Source organism: Xanthomonas euroxanthea (assembly GCF_900476395.1).
In the GTDB taxonomy this organism is placed as follows: domain Bacteria; phylum Pseudomonadota; class Gammaproteobacteria; order Xanthomonadales; family Xanthomonadaceae; genus Xanthomonas; species Xanthomonas euroxanthea.
This window is the reverse complement of the sequence record NZ_UIHB01000001.1, coordinates 1095328-1110953: the sequence shown is the minus strand read 5'-3', so window position 1 is coordinate 1110953 and position 15626 is coordinate 1095328. Positions and strand designations below refer to the sequence as shown.

At 68.1% G+C, this 15626-nt stretch carries 13 protein-coding genes; 8 read left to right on the top strand and 5 right to left on the bottom strand.

Features of this window, described 5'->3' with window-relative positions:
* Positions 1-62: 62 nt before the first annotated feature.
* Entirely contained in the window at positions 63-662 is a 600-nt protein-coding gene (locus CPBF1521_RS04795) for a TetR/AcrR family transcriptional regulator (RefSeq protein ID WP_115676223.1), read from the bottom strand.
* Between the two features lie 125 nt (positions 663-787).
* Between CPBF1521_RS04795 and CPBF1521_RS04790 the strand changes: the two genes are divergently transcribed.
* Positions 788-1651, top strand: coding sequence for an alpha/beta hydrolase (locus tag CPBF1521_RS04790; protein WP_115676221.1), 864 nt, complete (start codon positions 788-790; stop codon positions 1649-1651).
* A 158-nt stretch (positions 1652-1809) separates the two neighbouring features.
* Here the strand turns inward: CPBF1521_RS04790 and CPBF1521_RS04785 are convergent, their stop codons facing one another.
* Positions 1810-4167 (bottom strand): DUF1631 domain-containing protein, encoded by a 2358-nt coding sequence (locus CPBF1521_RS04785; protein ID WP_115676219.1) that lies wholly within the window; start codon positions 4165-4167, stop codon positions 1810-1812.
* 221 nt (positions 4168-4388) lie between these two features.
* The gene (locus tag CPBF1521_RS04780; RefSeq protein WP_115676217.1) at positions 4389-6641 is read right to left on the bottom strand and encodes a DUF1631 family protein; all 2253 of its coding nucleotides are present in this window, start codon (positions 6639-6641) and stop codon (positions 4389-4391) included.
* A 130-nt stretch (positions 6642-6771) separates the two neighbouring features.
* Between CPBF1521_RS04780 and CPBF1521_RS04775 the strand changes: the two genes are divergently transcribed.
* From CPBF1521_RS04775 to CPBF1521_RS04760, 4 genes are read left to right on the top strand one after another with little or no spacing between them, the layout of a single operon-like run.
* On the top strand, positions 6772-7347 hold the full coding sequence (locus tag CPBF1521_RS04775; RefSeq protein ID WP_115676215.1) for a nitroreductase family protein: 576 nt from the start codon (positions 6772-6774) through the stop codon (positions 7345-7347).
* Positions 7344-8330, top strand: coding sequence for a 5'-3' exonuclease (locus CPBF1521_RS04770; RefSeq protein WP_115676213.1), 987 nt, complete (start codon positions 7344-7346; stop codon positions 8328-8330). The genes CPBF1521_RS04775 and CPBF1521_RS04770 overlap by 4 nt, the downstream gene beginning before the upstream one ends.
* The gene (locus CPBF1521_RS04765) at positions 8327-8878 is read left to right on the top strand and encodes an NUDIX hydrolase (RefSeq protein WP_005988855.1); all 552 of its coding nucleotides are present in this window, start codon (positions 8327-8329) and stop codon (positions 8876-8878) included. Before CPBF1521_RS04770 ends, CPBF1521_RS04765 begins: the two co-directional genes overlap by 4 nt.
* The gene (locus CPBF1521_RS04760) at positions 8871-9656 is read left to right on the top strand and encodes an N-formylglutamate amidohydrolase (protein WP_115676209.1); all 786 of its coding nucleotides are present in this window, start codon (positions 8871-8873) and stop codon (positions 9654-9656) included. Before CPBF1521_RS04765 ends, CPBF1521_RS04760 begins: the two co-directional genes overlap by 8 nt.
* A gap of 251 nt (positions 9657-9907) precedes the next feature.
* On the opposite strand, the gene pip is transcribed toward CPBF1521_RS04760, so the two are convergent.
* Positions 9908-10849: a prolyl aminopeptidase gene (gene pip, locus CPBF1521_RS04755; protein ID WP_115676207.1), complete on the bottom strand. Its 942-nt coding sequence runs from the start codon at positions 10847-10849 to the stop codon at positions 9908-9910.
* Positions 10850-11104: 255 nt separating this feature from the next.
* The gene (gene prmC / locus CPBF1521_RS04750) at positions 11105-11968 is read right to left on the bottom strand and encodes a peptide chain release factor N(5)-glutamine methyltransferase (protein WP_115676526.1); all 864 of its coding nucleotides are present in this window, start codon (positions 11966-11968) and stop codon (positions 11105-11107) included.
* Between the two features lie 200 nt (positions 11969-12168).
* Between prmC and ahpC the strand changes: the two genes are divergently transcribed.
* The 3 genes from ahpC (at position 12169) to CPBF1521_RS04735 (ending at position 15563) form a co-directional block, all read left to right on the top strand.
* Positions 12169-12732, top strand: a complete 564-nt coding sequence (gene ahpC / locus CPBF1521_RS04745; protein WP_003488826.1) for an alkyl hydroperoxide reductase subunit C — start codon at positions 12169-12171, stop codon at positions 12730-12732.
* Between the two features lie 217 nt (positions 12733-12949).
* The gene (gene ahpF / locus CPBF1521_RS04740; RefSeq protein WP_115676205.1) at positions 12950-14542 is read left to right on the top strand and encodes an alkyl hydroperoxide reductase subunit F; all 1593 of its coding nucleotides are present in this window, start codon (positions 12950-12952) and stop codon (positions 14540-14542) included.
* Between the two features lie 79 nt (positions 14543-14621).
* Entirely contained in the window at positions 14622-15563 is a 942-nt protein-coding gene (locus CPBF1521_RS04735) for a LysR substrate-binding domain-containing protein (protein WP_104649474.1), read from the top strand.
* Positions 15564-15626 lie beyond the last annotated feature (63 nt).

Below are 15626 nucleotides of genomic sequence, written 5' to 3'. Positions count from 1 at the left end.
GCCGGGCGTGCGAACCGGCAAGCGGCCAGCCAGGCCATACCCGAGCAGGTCCGGCCCGTGTTTCAGGGTTCGAGCACGGCGTGCAGCAACGGCGCAAACACCACCTCCGGTGCGAAGGCCAGCAAGGCCGTGTGCTTGCGGTCGATCGCAAGCGAGGCATAGCCATGCACCGCGCTCCAGGCCAGCAGCGTGCGTTGCTGCAGCACGTCCGTGGCCGGAGCATGGCCGTGACGGGCGATCCACTGCGTCCGCACTGTCTCGCGCAGGCTCGCCATCGCCGCATCGCTGGCCTGCACGAGCCGCGGCAGGCTGCGCGAGCTCACCTCCAGCCCCAGCATCAGCCGAAACTGCTGCGGGTAGTCCAGCGCAAACCGCACATACCCCAGGCCACAGCCGAGCAAGGGGTCGGCCAGTTCCTGCTGGGCGGCACGAATGCAGGCGAGCATGCGTTCGTAGCCGTCGGCCGCCAGCTCCGCGAGCAATCCGTCCAGCGAACCGAAGTGATGCGCCGGAGCCGCGTGCGAGACGCCGGCGCGCCGCGCGCATTCGCGCAAGCTCAACCCACGCACGCCGGATTCGCTCAGCAGCTCCCAGCCGGCGCGCCGCAGCGTGGCCGGCAGGTCGCCGTGATGATAGGCAGCAGACGCATCGGTGCGCGACATGGCGGCTTCATTTTTCGGGATTCCAGTGGAGCAGATCATCTTGACGATGACAAGATCCAACTGCAGACTCGCTGATCTTGTCACCAGCAAGATACAGCGCTTCCTCCTCCACAAGGATCCTTCCCATGAGCGCGTCCATCGCCAAACTGCGTCTCCGGATGCTTCGCGGTGTGCTGGCCGGCGCCAGCCGCCTGGCCCCTGGCCCGACCGGGCGCTATCTGGCGCGCCGTTTCGTGACACCTGCGCGTGCAGGGCGGCAGCAGGCGGCCGCCCTCGCGGCAACCTTGACCGACGTGCAACGCCAGACGCTGCACATCGACGGGTTCGACATTGCGGTGTACCAGTGGGGCGAGCTGAGCCAGCAGCCGTATGTGCTGCTGTCGCATGGTTGGTCCAGTTATGGGCTGCGTTTTGCTGCATGGGTGCCGCAGCTGCGCGCACTCGGCTACGCGGTGCTGGCGTTCGATCAGGCCGCGCATGGCCTGAGCGGCGGACAGATCAGCAACATGCCGCATTTCGTGCAGGTCCTGCGCCAGATCGGCAGCCGTTTCGGCCGCCCTGCCGCCTTCATCGGGCACTCGATCGGCGCGGCAGCGGCGGTGTTTGCCAACGACCCGACATGGCGGCCCGAGCGCTACGTGCTGATCGCGCCACTGGTCGAACCCAGTGCCAGTGCGCACCGCCAGTTTCGTGCCTCGGGGATCGCACCCGCCGCGTTTGCGCCATTCGAAAACTGGCTGTGCCAGCTCACCGGCCTGCGTTTTGCCGATCTCGACGCGAGCCTGCACCTGCCACAGTTCGATCGCCCGGCGCTGGTCATCCACGACCGCCGCGACCGCGAGACGCCGTGGGAGGAAGGCGCGCGCTTTGCCGCATTGTGGCCGGGCGCGCAGCTGTTCAGTACCGAGGGCCTGGGCCATAACCGCCTGGTCGATCACGCTTCGGTAATGGCGCGGGCGCTGGAGTTCATCGGCCCGGCAGCGCAGTAACTGCACGCGCGTTGTGCCGCAGGCGCGTGCTGCGGTGGTGCGATGCCCCCGGCACACATGCTGGACGAAGCCTCGCTTGCGCCGGTTGCGGTGCGCTGCATCGCAATCGTACGGCCCTGTGCTGATCAACCACGACGCGGCAACGCGGTGACTGCCGCTCAGTGCACCGTGCTGTTATGCAGCGGATCCAGCCGATCGATCACGCCCTGCATCGCGCTGTCGAACGCGCCATCGTTGATGTGTTCGCGCAGCCGGCCCAGGCGCACCATCACCGCCAGTTCCTCCGGCGAGGCGACGCAGAAGCGCACGCCGCGGCGATTGACGAACAGCAGCCGCTGCGAGATCGGACTCACCCACGACAGCTTGCCTGCCTGCACCTTGCCGTCCTTGTCGACGAAATCCAGCCAGGTGCCGATATCCATCGCGCGGAAACGCTCGGCATCGGCGCTGTCGATGCTCTGCGCCACCGCTTCGGCGCCGAGCACCACGCTGACGCTTTCGGCAGCCGGCGGCGGCAGATTGACCTGCGGCAGCTCCGGCAAGGCCTTTTCCAGCTCCGGACGCGCTTCGGCGATCGCCTGCAGGGTGTCGTGCAGCGCGCTGATCGCCACCACCACCGCATCACCGTGCAGGCCGATGCTGGCGAACACGCGATGCAGGGCCGGCTGCCAGACCTGCAGCCACGGCTTGCCGACGATGTGGCGACGTGCCTCGGCCAGTTCTTCGAGCACGCCGTCGGCCAGGGCGAGGGCCTCGAGGGTGCCGGGACCTTCGTCGCCGTCGCGCAGGATCGCCATGGTCAGGTGGTGCAGCCACGGCTGACGCAGGAAATCGTCCACCGCCCCGGGCAGCGGCGTGCCGGCCTGGGTGCGCTGTTCCAGCTCCGACAGCGCGCGGCTGCGCGCCAGCTCGAGCTTTTCCTGGCCCCGCTGGGTTTCGGTGGCGCGGCGCTCGGCGATCTCCACCCGGCGCCGGTGCTGGGACAGGAAATCGCGGAATTCCTCTTCCAGGGTCATGAAGATCGCCAGGTTCTCGTTGAACTCGGCCACCAGGCGGTCGACGATTTCCTCGACCTTGCCCATCAGCACGCGCTCGGCGGCGCTGTCGCCGTTGTTGCCTTCGCAGGCCTCGGCCAACGAGTTGAGCAGGCGCCGCGCGGGATGGGTCTTCTGCACGAACATCTTGCGGTCCAGCAGCGCGACCTTGACGAAGGGCACCACCAGGCGGCCGATCATTTCGCGCGAGCGGTTTTCCAGGTCGCGTTCGTCCAGCATCACGTCGAACAGCATGCCGACCAGATCGATCGCATCCTCGTCCATCGGGTCCAGGCGCGCGGTGGCCGGATCCACGCCCAGCCGGGTGGCGCTGGACAGCACTTCGTTCTTCAGCCGCTGGGCCAGCGATTCGGTGTCGTCGCCGATGGCCGCCTGCAGCGTCGCGCTCGGCGTAGCCTGCAGCAACGACAGCACCGACATCATTTCGCGCTGGCTCAGCGGGCGTTGCTGGCCCACCGCCACCGAGGCGGCAGAGGCGGCGTTGTCGCGCACGCTGCGGGTCTGCTGCAGCAGTTCGTGCAGCGCTTCCAGCAGCATGCCCTGGCTCCCGCCGGGATGATCGGCCTCGCCACCGTCCATGCCGCCCGCACTGCCGCCGTCGGCCTGGCCACGCTGGGCGGCAGCCTGCATGCGGCCGCGGCTATGCGCCCAGCGGTCCAGAAAGCGGTTGGCCCAGGCCGGTGCGTACTGGTCATTGAGATCGTCGCCGCCCATCTGCGCAGCAGCGCCCTGGGCCTCGGCCTGGACGCGCTCTTCGGGCGTCTCGCCCCGGGGCTGCGCGCGCGGCGGCGGGCGCTTGGGCTGGGAGATTTCCGGCATGACGCCGGCCTTGGCCAGCGTCTCGTCCAGACGCGCATACAGCTTGCCGATCGATTCGGCCAGGTCGCGCTCGCACAGCTTGATCAGCACCAGGCGCACTTCCGGCGCCAGGTCGCAGGTGGCGAAGGCTTCGTGGATCGCCACGCCCAGATGTTCCGGACCCAGCGGATTGGTATCGGCCACCAGCTCCAGGCCGCCGGCAATCCAGCCCAGGCGGCGGTCCACCCGCGCCAGCACCTGCTTGAAGTCGCGCAGCAGCACGGTGGCCAGATTGCGCACCGCCAGCCGCGATTCGAGCACGTGTTCGGGCACCAGGCTCAGCGGGCCGGTGCCGATGTCCCCTGCCAGGACCACCTCGGCCGACAAGGGCTCGCCCAGCAGCAGCGCCTGCCAGCCGTCGTCCAGCTGCTGGCGGAACTGCGTGGTCACCTCGTCGCGCTTGCGGCGCAACTCGCGCATGCCATCGAGAAACAGCAGCTGCGATGCGCCGGCGGACTCGGCGCGATCGAACAGCACATCGTCGAAGTGTGCGACGGCAGCTGCGAACACCTGCGCGAGTGGGGGCACGAACACGGCGTGCGCCTGTTCGAGCAAGCGTTGGTCACGGCCCGGATGTCCCGACGGACTGGGCTGAAAAGTCATGCGCAAAGGCTCCCCGCCCCTGCAGGCGTGAAAATATTCAAACGAGAAACAGCAGACGCGGCCCCAAATTCCGCCACCGCATGGTAGGCGTTTCGCTCGTTTGTTAAGTGTGACACCGTTCGCACTTTACTCGTGACCGCCCAAGGTTTGCGTGTCAAGCCAACATCCTAGCTGCATCGTTGCGGTGGCGCTTGCCCACGCGCGTTCATCGCCTGCGGGGGTTAAGCCTCCAGCCTGTACGGCCGCTCCAGCGCATCGACCACGTCCTGCATCGCGCCGTAGAAGGCATCGTCGTCGCGATGCAGGCGCAGCCGGTCCAACCACGCCATCATCGCCAGCTCCTCCGGCCAGGACACGCACAACCGCCCGCCGCGCCGGTTGACGAACATCAGCCGCCCGGAAATCGGGCTGATCCACGACAGCTTGCCGGCCTGCGCACGGCCCTGCCGGTCGATGAAGTCCAGGCAGGTGCCGACCGGCATGGCACGGAAGAAATCGGCGGTGACGCGATCGAATGCCACCTGCGCGCTGGCGTCCAGCATCGGGGTAAGCGGCGCGCCGACCGGGTCGGCCGGAGCGGGGCTCGGGGGCAGCGCGGCCAGGGTTGGCGCGCGCAGGACCGGATCGGGCGGCCCGGTCACCGCGATCGGGGGCGTGGACACCAGCGCATGCTGCAACTCCTGCACGGCCCGCCCGGCCTCGCATGGCGCCAGCCCGGCCAGGGTGAAGGCCTGCAGCAGCTGCGCGCGCTGCGCCTCCAGCGCCGTGTCGCCAGGGGCAGCCGTCAGTTGCGCCAGTACCGCGTCGCCCAGGGCCACCGCGGCCTCCAGCTCCGGGCCGCCGCCGTCGCCGCGCAACGCCGCCTGTTGCACATACGGCTGCCAGACGCGGCCGAGAAAATGCGCGACCAGCGGCGGCAGCGGCCCACGCGCCAGGCGTTCGGCCAGCGCCTGCGCGGCGGTGCGGCGTGCGCGTTCGCGGCGCTCTTCGGCGTGCTGCAATTCGTTGGCACGGCGCTCGGCGATCTCCACCCGACGGCGGTAGTGCGCGTAACTGGCACCGAACTCGGCTTCCAGCGTCAGAAACACCCCCGGATGCTCGTCGAAATCGCGCACGAGCGTGTCGACCACCGCCTGCACCTGGCCGAGCAAGGCCTGTTCTGCCGCGGTTTCGCCGGCATTGCCGTCGCAGGCCTCCACCAACAGGTTGAGCAGGCGACGCGCCGGGTGGCCATCGCGCACGAACAGGAGGCCGTCCAGCATCGCCAGCTTGGCCATCGGCACCAGCAACTGGCCGAGCACACTGCGCTGCGCATCGGACAGATGGCTTTGCACCAGGATCGCGGTGAACAGCAGGGCCACCAGATCCAGCGCGTCGTCGTCGTCGGGGTTCAGGCAGGTGGTGGCCGGATCCACGCCAAGCGCGGCAGCGGCACGCCTGAGCTGCTGCCGCAGGCCACGCGCCAGGCCCAGGCCGGCACCGTCGATGGCGTCGAAACCGGCCGCAGGCATGGTCTGCAGCAGCGACAGCGCCGAGACCACCTCGCGCGGCGACAGCAGACGCCGCTCGGCAAAGCCGGGCGTACCGATATCCGCATCGGGTTCGCGTTGGCGGCGTGCATGCTGCAGCAACTGGTGCAGGCCCGCCGGCAGCAGCGCGCGGCCGCTGCGCAGATGCACGTCGATCGCCCCGCCGCCGGCCAACGCCCCCTGCCCGCCCGACCAGCCGGCAAAGAAGCGCGCAATCCAGTCCGGCGTCTCGGCGGCCTGCGCGCCTGCGCCGTCGTCCTGGCGCGGAATGCCACGCCGCCGGCTGCGTGGCTGCGGCAGCTCGCGCAAGCGCGCCACCTGCACCAGCGCCTGTTCCAGCGCGCCATAGCGCTGGCCGATGCGTTCCATCAGGTGCTGCTCGCAGACCTTGATCACCGCCAGATGCGCCTTCGGCGCCAGCGGCACTCCCTGAAAGGCCTCGTACAGGGCCACGCCCAGATGCTCCGGCCCGAACGGATTGCTGTCGCCGTCGATACGCAGCCCGCCGGCAATGAAGCCGAGATAGCGATTGAGCCGCATCAGCTCCGGGCGCCACTGGTGCTGCAGCGCGCCGGCCAGATTGCGCACCGCCAGGCGCACCTCCAGATCCTGCTCGGGCAGCAGGGTCAGCCCGGCCGCACCGCGCCCCAGGCTGCGATCGGCCGACAACGGCCGCCCGGCTTCCAGCCCCTGCCAGGCCTTGGCCAGATGCCCGCGAAAACGCGCAGTGATCGGCTCGCGCTGCTGCCGCACCGCCTGGATGGCTTCCAGGAAGTCGTTCTGGGCCGTGCCGGCATCGGCCGCCAGCCGGAACAGTGCCTCGGCCAATGCATCCTGGAATTGGACAAAGGCATCGGCCAGCGGCACCAGCACGATCTCGCGTACCTGATCGAGCAGCTGCGGGTTGCGGCTGGGAAGCACGGGGGTGGACACGAACTGGGTCATCGGGCAGCGCACAGGACGAACACGGAAGGGATGTCACGACCGGGCCGACCTCGGCCCGCCGCCCATGATGCGGCGGACGTTGGGAAGGCCCCGTCTATACTTGCCCGCATCCTCGCCTCGACCCGAAATTATGCACGCACCGTATTCGCTCCAGGCGCTGGACGCGCGCCGCTCGGTCCCATCCAAACAGCTGGGCGAACCCGGCCCGGATGACGACACCTTGCTGCGCATGCTCGCCTCGGCAGTGCGCGTGCCCGACCACGGCAAGCTGGTGCCGTTCCGCTTTCTGCGCATCAGCGGTGACGCACGCCAGGCACTGGGCGATTTCCTGGCCGAGCGCACTCAGGCCGCCGACCCGCTGGCGCCGCCCGCAGCAGTGGAAAAAGACCGCAACCGTTTCAATGATGCGCCGCTGGTGGTCGTGGTGATCGCCGCGCTGCGCCCCGGGCACAAGGTGCCCGAGCAGGAACAGCTGCTCACCGCCGGCTGCGTGTGTTTCGCGCTGCTGCAGGCTGCGCAGGCGCATGGCTTCGGCGCACAGTGGCTGACCGCATGGATGGCCTACGACCCGGCGGTGACTGGCTATCTTGGCCTGGAGCAGAACGAGCGCATCGCCGGTTTCATCCATATCGGCACCCCGCGCATGCAGGTGCCCGAGCGCGAGCGCCCGGACCCGCGTGCGCTGCTGCGCGACTGGGCCCCGTGACCACGCACACCCCCACGCTTGCAGGCGCGCCCCTGGCGGTCACTCGCCCGACCCCGCTGTATCTGGTCGATGCCAGCCTGTACGTGTTCCGCGCCTGGCATTCGATCCCGGACGAATTCCAGGATGCGCAGGGCTGGCCGACCAATGCCGTGCACGGCTTTGCCCGTTTCCTGCTCGACCTGCTCGAGCGCGAGGATCCCGCGCACATCACCATCGCCTTCGACGAGGCGCTGGACAGCTGTTTTCGGCATGCGATCTACCCGGCCTACAAGGGCAATCGCACCCCGGCACCGGATGCGTTGCGGCGCCAGTTCGCGCACTGCAAGGCGCTGTGCGCCGCGCTGGGCCTGAGCGTGCTGGCACACCGCGACTACGAGGCCGACGATCTGATCGGCAGTGCCCTGCACAGCGTGCGTGCGCACGGCCTGCGCGGGGTGATCGTATCGGCCGACAAGGACCTGTCGCAGCTGCTGCTCGAGCACGACGAACAGTGGGATTACGCGCGCAACCTGCGCTGGGGCATGGACGGGGTCAAGGCGCGCCACGGCGTGCATGCGCATCAGATCGCCGACTACCTGGCGCTGTGCGGCGATGCGATCGACAACATTCCCGGCGTCACCGGCATCGGCGCCAAATCGGCGGCGGTCCTGCTGTCGCATTTCGGCAGCCTGGATGCGTTGCTGGAACGCATCGACGAGATTCCGTTCCTGCGCCTGCGCGGCGCGGCGCAGATGGCCGCGCGCCTGCGCGAGCAACGCGAACACGCATTGCTGTGGCGCCAGCTCACCACCATCGCCCTTGACGCGCCATTGGCGCTGACCGCTGCCGGTTTCACGCGCACGCAAGCCGATACGGACATGCTGGGCGGATTGTGCGAAAGCCTGCGCTTTGGCCCGCTCACCCGGCGCCGGTTGCTGGCCGCATGCAGTGGCGCGCCGGCACCGCGCACTCCCGTTTCCCTGGAACAAGGTCTGCATCCATGAACCGACACGACACCCCGCCCACCGTGGTCTACGAAGGCAAGTACCAGCGCATGGTCGTGCGCGGCACCTGGGAATATTCCGAGCGCGTGCATGCCGGCGGCCTGGCCGCGATCATCGTGGCGGTGACCCCGGACGATGCGATGTTGTTCGTCGAGCAGTTCCGCGTGCCGCTGCAGGCGCGCACCATCGAAATGCCGGCCGGCCTGGTCGGCGACGTGCATGCCGACGAGTCGATCGAGCTGTCGGCCATTCGCGAGCTGGAAGAAGAAACCGGCTGGACCGCCGAGCACGCCGAAGTGCTGATGATCGGCCCCACTTCGGCCGGCGCCAGCAGCGAGAAGATCGCCTTCGTGCGCGCCACCGGCCTGCGCAAGGTCGGCGCGGGCGGCGGCGATGCCAGCGAGGACATCACCGTGCACGAGATCCCGCGCGCGCAGGTCGGCGCCTGGCTGGTGCAGAAGATGGCCGAGGGCTACCAGATGGATCCCAAGCTGTGGGCCGGGCTGTATCTGGTGGATCACGCATTGGACGGCACCCCGCGTGGCTGAAGCGACCGCTGACCGCCTGCTGGGCGCCGACGATCCGGCAGCCTTCAGCGTGCACAACCCGCAGGCCGCCTCGCCGTGGCTGTTGATCGCCGACCACGCCGGTCAACGCGTGCCGGCGCGGCTGGCCAATCTCGGCCTGCCACAGCATGCGCTGGACCGCCATATCGGCTGGGATATTGGCATTGCCGGGGTCACCCGCCTGCTGGCCGATGCGCTGGATGCCATCGCCATCGCGCAGACCTATTCGCGCTTGGTGATCGACTGCAATCGCCCGCACGGTTCGGCCACGCTGATGCCCGAGGTCAGCGACGGCACCTCGATTCCGGGCAACCTGCAGCTGTCGGCCGACGCGCGGCAGCAACGCATCGACGAGATCTTCGCGCCGTACCACGCGCGCATCGCGGCGGAGCTGGATGCGCGTGCACAGCGCAGTCAACCGACCGTGCTGGTGTCGATGCACAGCTTCACACCGATCATGGCCGGCACTGCGCGGCCCTGGCATGCCGGCGTGCTGTACAACCGCGACGCCCGGCTGGCGCACCGGCTACTGCAGGCCTTGCGCGAGGAGCTGGATCTGGTGGTCGGCGACAACCAGCCGTATGCGGTCAGCGACAGCAGCGACTACGCGATTCCGGTCTACGGCGAAGGCCGCGGCCTGCTGCATGTGGAGCTGGAGATCCGCCAGGACCTGATCGCCGACGCGACCGGCCAGCAGGCCTGGGCACGGCGACTGGCACGCATCCTGCCGCCACTGGCACAGGCATTGCTGCCGCCCTGAAACCGACAATCACGGTAGGAGCGCGCCCGCGTGCGATGGGGCGTCATCGGTAACGCCTCATCGCGCGCAGGCGCGCTCCTACGGGGCATGCGGCGGCCGCGCTGATCCGCAGCCTCGGTGACGACGGTTGCCTCGTAGGAGCGCACCCGGGCGCGACAGGCCGTCCCGTTACCCTACGTCGCGCCCGGGTGGGCTCCTACCGCTGGCGCGCGAGCGCTGCTGCAGCTTCCCGTGCACGCTCCCGGTTGCGCTCAGGCAAACCCATCGGCCGCGCGCACCAGCGCATCGACGTTTTCCGGCTCGAATGCCGAATGACCGGCGGCCGGGCTGACCTGCAGCTGCGCCTTCGGCCAGGCCTTGTGCAGATCCCAGGCGCTTTGCATCGGGCACACCACGTCGTAACGCCCCTGCACGATCACGCCGGGGATATCGGCGATGCGGTGCGCGTCGCGCAGCAGCTGGTCTTCGACCTCGAAGAAACCGCCGTTGACGAAGTAGTGGTTCTCGATGCGCGCGAACGCCAGTGCAAAGTGCGCGTCCTCATGCCCGGTGACGAAATCATCGTCCACATGCAGGAAGCTGGTGGCGCCTTCCCATACGCTCCACGCCTTGGCCGCGGCCAGCCGCGTGGCTTCGTCGTCGCTGGTGAGGCGGCGATGGAAGGCGGAGATCAGATCGGCGCGCTCCACCAGCGGAATCGCGTTGATGTAGTGCTCCCAGGCATCCGGGAACAGCCGGCTGGCGCCTTGCTGATAGAACCATTCCAGCTCGAAGCGGCGCAGCAGGAAGATGCCGCGCAACACCAGCTCGGTGACCTGTTGCGGATGGGTCTGCGCGTAGGCCAGCGCCAGCGTCGAGCCCCAGCTGCCGCCGAACACCTGCCAGCGCGCGATGCCCAGGTGCGTGCGCAGGCGTTCGATATCGGCGACCAGGTCCCAGGTGGTGTTGTTCACCAGATCGGCATGCGGGGTGGAGCGGCCTGCGCCACGCTGATCGAACAGCACGATGCGGTACTTGGCCGGGTCATGGAAGCGCCGCATCTTGTCGTTGCAACCGCCGCCGGGGCCGCCATGCAGCATCACCACCGGCTTGCCCTGCGGATTGCCGCACTGCTCGAAATACAGGGTGTGGCGGTCGTCGACCTGGAGGGTGCCGTGGTCGTACGGCGTGATCTCGGGATAGAGCGTGCGCATGCGTCGGTCCTGCGGGAAACCGCTAGTGTATCGGCAGCCGGCACACCCACGCCGGGCGCACCCACGCGATCAACCAGGCAAGGTGCACGGCGGTACCCGAAGGCCCGGTGCAGCTGATCCAAGACGCCCGCAGGCGCCGCCAGGCAGGCGCGGTCGCCGCCCGGAACGGACTGCCCCCTGCGCCTGGCCCGGGGCAGAGCGCGCCGTCTGCACACACCTGACGACCGCTTTTCACCGTGGCTAGCCTAACTGTGGCTAGCCGCCCAGCCCGTCCGCAGCGCGCGACCAGCGCCCTGACGTCACCCGATCGCGCTGTTCCAGGTCCTGATGGGTCGCCACCGCATCGAAGCCGCGCGCCCGCAGCAGCTCGGCCACCGCCGCGCCCTGGTCCCAGCCATGTTCGAGCAGCAACCAGCCGCCCGGCAGCAGATGCGCGGGCGCATCGGCAACGATCAGGCGGATGTCGTCCAGGCCGTCGGGGCCGGAGGCCAGCGCACTGGCCGGCTCGTAGCGCAGATCGCCCTGGCGCAGATGCGGATCCTGCGCGGCGATATACGGCGGATTGCTGGCAACCAGATCGAAGCGCTCTCCGGCCAGCGGCGCGAACCAGCTGCCCTGCCGGCAGTCGACATTGCGCAACCGGTGGCTGTCGGCATTGCGCTGGGCAACCGCCAGCGCCGCCGCACTGGCGTCGGTGGCGATCACCTGTGCCTGCGGCCGCTCGCTGGCGATGGCCAGCGCGATCGCCCCGCTGCCGGTGCCCAGATCGGCAATGCGGCGGCCAGGCAGGTTGTCCAGGCGCTCGAGTGCCAGTTCAACCAGCAGCTCGGTGTCGGCGCGCGGGATCAGCGTGGCAGTGGAGACCGCCAGCTCCAGCGTCCAGAACCCACGGCTGCCGGTCAGATACGCCACCGGCTCGCCGCCCTGGCGCCGCTGCACCAATGCGTCGAACGCCCGCGCCACGGACAGGTCGACCGGGTCACGGCCATGCGCGAACAACCAGGCGCGGTCGCGGCCCAGCGCGTGCAGCAGCAGCGGCTCGGCATCGCTGCGGTCGATTCGCTCCACTGCCCGCCGCAACAACTGCTCAGCGGCAAGAGCGTACGGGTCCTGGCTCATGCGGTTCATTCACTCCTGCGCAACATCGGCCGACCATTATCGGAGATGGAATCTGCCCCTGCAGCGGCAGACGCCGTCTGCGCACTCGATAGCCACAGCCTATCTATACAATTCCATCAATCGATTTGAGAAATCTATCGATCCTGCCTACCATGGCGACTGTTCCATCCCCCGTCCCCTTCACCGCACGAGGAAACTCAATGTCTCTCATCAACACCCAGGTCCAGCCGTTCAAGGCGAATGCGTACCACAACGGCAACTTCATCGAAGTCACCGAGGCCAGCCTGAAGGGCAAGTGGTCGGTGCTGATCTTCATGCCGGCCGCCTTCACCTTCAACTGCCCGACCGAAGTGGAAGACGCCGCCGACAACTATGCCGCGTTCCAGAAGGCAGGCGCCGAGGTCTACATCGTCACCACCGATACGCACTTCTCGCACAAGGTGTGGCACGAAACCTCGCCGGCCGTGGGCAAGGCGCAGTTCCCGCTGATCGGCGACCCGACCCACAAGCTGACCCGTGCCTTCGGTGTACACATTGAAGAAGAAGGCCTGGCCCTGCGCGGCACCTTCATCATCAATCCGGAAGGCGTCATCAAGACCCTGGAAATCCACGACAACTCCATCGCCCGCGACGTCACCGAGACGCTGCGCAAGCTGACCGCTGCCCAGTTCGTCGCCAACAACCCTGGCCAGGTCTGCCCGGCCAAGTGGAAGGAAGGCGCCAAGACCCTGGCTCCGTCGCTGGACCTGGTCGGCAAGATCTAAATCGACCATCCCTTGCGGCCTGTCCTCAGGCCGCAAGGACATCTCCGGCCCAGCACTGGGCCGGGGGTGAACCGGAGCCGGTGCCGGGCTGCCCGCCAGCCATCGCCAGCACGCATTCCCGACATCGCGCCGGCTGCGGTTCATCCCCTCCTCCCCGGCGACCTGCCCCACCGCAGCGACGCCACGCCCTCCCCTTGCCCATTCCCAGGAGTTCTCCATGTTGGATGCCAACCTCAAGACCCAGCTGACCGCCTACCTGGAACGGGTCACGCGGCCGATCCAGATCAATGCCTCGATCGACGACAGCGCCGGCTCGCGCGAAATGCTCGACCTGCTCGAAGACCTGGTGCTGCTGTCGGACAAGATCAGCCTGGACATCCACCGCGACGACAACCAGCGCAAGCCCTCGTTCGCGCTGACCACGCCCGGCCAGGACATCTCGCTTCGCTTTGCCGGCCTGCCGATGGGCCACGAGTTCACCTCGCTGGTGCTGGCGCTGCTGCAGGTGGGCGGGCACCCGTCCAAGGCTGCCGCCGAGGTGATCGAGCAGGTGCAGCATCTGGATGGCGACTACCAGTTCGAGACCTATTTCTCGCTGTCGTGCCAGAACTGCCCGGACGTGGTGCAGGCGCTGAACCTTGCCGCCGTGCTCAACCCGCGCATCAAGCACGTGGCCATCGATGGCGCGTGGTTCCAGGACGAGGTGGAAACCCGCCAGATCATGTCGGTGCCCACCGTGTACTTGAACGGCGAGCTGTTCGACCAGGGCCGCATGACCCTGGAGCAGATCGTCGCCAAGCTCGATACCAATGCGGCCAAGCGCGATGCCGCAAAAATCGCTGCGAAGGACGCGTTCGACGTATTGGTGGTCGGCGGTGGCCCGGCCGGCTCGGCAGCGGCCGTGTACGCCGCACGCAAGGGCATCCGCACCGGCGTGGCCGCCGAGCGTTTCGGTGGCCAGGTGCTGGACACCATGTCGATCGAAAACTTCATCTCGGTGCCGGAAACCGAAGGCCCGAAGATGGCTGCCGCGCTCGAGCAGCATGTGCGCCAGTACGACGTGGACATCATGAACCTGCAGCGCGCCGAGCAGCTGATCCCGGCCGGTGCCGATGGCCTGATCGAGATCAAGCTGGCCAATGGCGCCTCGCTGAGGAGCAAGACCGTGATCCTGTCCACCGGCGCGCGCTGGAGGCAGATGAACGTACCGGGCGAAGACCAGTACAAGAACAAGGGCGTGGCCTATTGCCCGCATTGCGATGGCCCGCTGTTCAAGGGCAAGCGCGTGGCGGTGATCGGCGGCGGCAATTCCGGTGTCGAGGCCGCGATCGATCTGGCCGGCATCGTGGCGCATGTCACGCTGGTGGAGTTCGACGACAAGCTGCGCGCCGACGAAGTGCTGCAACGCAAGCTGCGCAGCCTGCACAACGTGCGCATCATCACCAGTGCGCAGACCACCGAAGTGCTGGGCGATGGACAGAAGGTCACCGGCCTGGTCTACAAGGACCGCACCGGCGGCGACATCCAGCACGTCGATCTGGAAGGCGTGTTCGTGCAGATCGGCCTGCTGCCCAACACCGAATTCCTCAAGGGTTCGGTTGCGTTGTCGCCACGCGGCGAGATCATCGTCGACGATCGCGGCCAGACCAATGTTCCGGGCGTGTTCGCGGCCGGCGACGCCACCACGGTGCCGTACAAGCAGATCGTGATCGCGATGGGCGAAGGTTCCAAGGCTGCGTTGAGCGCGTTCGATCACCTGATCCGCTCCAGCGCACCGGTCAGCGCCGACAACGTCGCCCAGGCTGCGTAAGCGCACTCGAGCCAGCGCCCGGCCCGGCCGGGCGCTACGCTCCAGGCGTCCCCCGTCACCGCAATGAGGGCTGCTGCACATGAATCTGCGTGACCTGAAATATCTGGTCGCCCTGGCCGACCACAAGCATTTTGGCCGTGCAGCGACGGCGTGCTTCGTCAGTCAACCGACGCTGTCCACACAGATCAAGAAACTCGAGGACGAGCTTGGCGTGCCGCTGGTGGAACGTGCGCCGCGCAAGGTGATGCTGACCCCTGCCGGCCGCGAGGCGGCGATGCGCGCACGCGGCATCGTGGCCGAAGTGGAACAGATGAAGGAAGCCGCGCGGCGCAGCCAGGATCCGGAAGCGGGCACGGTGCGGCTGGGCATCTTTCCCACCCTGGCGCCGTACCTGTTGCCGCATGTGGTGCCGCGGATCCGCGAGCGCTTCCCGCGCCTGGAACTGCTGCTGATCGAGGAAAAGAGCGATCAGCTGGTGCACCAGCTGCGCGAAGGCCGCCTGGACGCGGCGCTGCTTGCGCTGCCATTGCAGGATGAGCAGCTGCATGCCGAATTCCTGTTCGAGGAACCCTTCGTGCTGGCCGTGCCGGAAGGTCATCCGCTGTCGCGCCATGACAGCATGACGCTGGACGATCTGTCCGAGCAGCGGCTGTTGCTGCTGGAAGATGGCCACTGCCTGCGCGAGCAGGCGCTGGATGTCTGCCATCTTGCCGGCGCCCTGGAAAAATCCGAGTTCCAGGCCACCAGCCTGGAGACGCTGCGCCAGATGGTGGCCGCCAACGTCGGTGTGACCTTGCTGCCGCTGCTGGCGGTCAAGCCACCGGTCGCACGCTCGGAGAACATCCGCCTGATCCGCTTCCGCGAGGACAAGCAACCCAGCCGCCGCATCGCCATGGCCTGGCGCCGCAGCTCGGCCATGACCGCGTTCCTGGAGCAGCTGGCGCAGTTGTTCAAGGAGTTGCCGGAGAGCCTGTTCACGCTGGACCAGCCGGTGACGGGTCCCAAAGCGGTTGCGGCCTAGGAATCGGGAATCGGGATTCGGGATTCGGGGATCGTGTCACGGCTGCGGTTGCTTGGCGTGATG

Bases quoted from the DNA above. Each gene is read 5' to 3' on its own strand.
- CPBF1521_RS04795 (WP_115676223.1), bottom strand. From the start codon at position 662: ATGTCGCGCACCGATGCGTCTGCTGCCTATCATCACGGCGACCTGCCG.
- CPBF1521_RS04790 (WP_115676221.1), top strand. From the start codon at position 788: ATGAGCGCGTCCATCGCCAAACTGCGTCTCCGGATGCTTCGCGGTGTG.
- CPBF1521_RS04785 (WP_115676219.1), bottom strand. From the start codon at position 4,167: ATGACTTTTCAGCCCAGTCCGTCGGGACATCCGGGCCGTGACCAACGC.
- CPBF1521_RS04780 (WP_115676217.1), bottom strand. From the start codon at position 6,641: ATGACCCAGTTCGTGTCCACCCCCGTGCTTCCCAGCCGCAACCCGCAG.
- CPBF1521_RS04775 (WP_115676215.1), top strand. From the start codon at position 6,772: ATGCACGCACCGTATTCGCTCCAGGCGCTGGACGCGCGCCGCTCGGTC.
- CPBF1521_RS04765 (WP_005988855.1), top strand. From the start codon at position 8,327: ATGAACCGACACGACACCCCGCCCACCGTGGTCTACGAAGGCAAGTAC.
- pip (WP_115676207.1), bottom strand. From the start codon at position 10,849: ATGCGCACGCTCTATCCCGAGATCACGCCGTACGACCACGGCACCCTC.
- prmC (WP_115676526.1), bottom strand. From the start codon at position 11,968: ATGAGCCAGGACCCGTACGCTCTTGCCGCTGAGCAGTTGTTGCGGCGG.
- ahpC (WP_003488826.1), top strand. From the start codon at position 12,169: ATGTCTCTCATCAACACCCAGGTCCAGCCGTTCAAGGCGAATGCGTAC.
- ahpF (WP_115676205.1), top strand. From the start codon at position 12,950: ATGTTGGATGCCAACCTCAAGACCCAGCTGACCGCCTACCTGGAACGG.
- CPBF1521_RS04735 (WP_104649474.1), top strand. From the start codon at position 14,622: ATGAATCTGCGTGACCTGAAATATCTGGTCGCCCTGGCCGACCACAAG.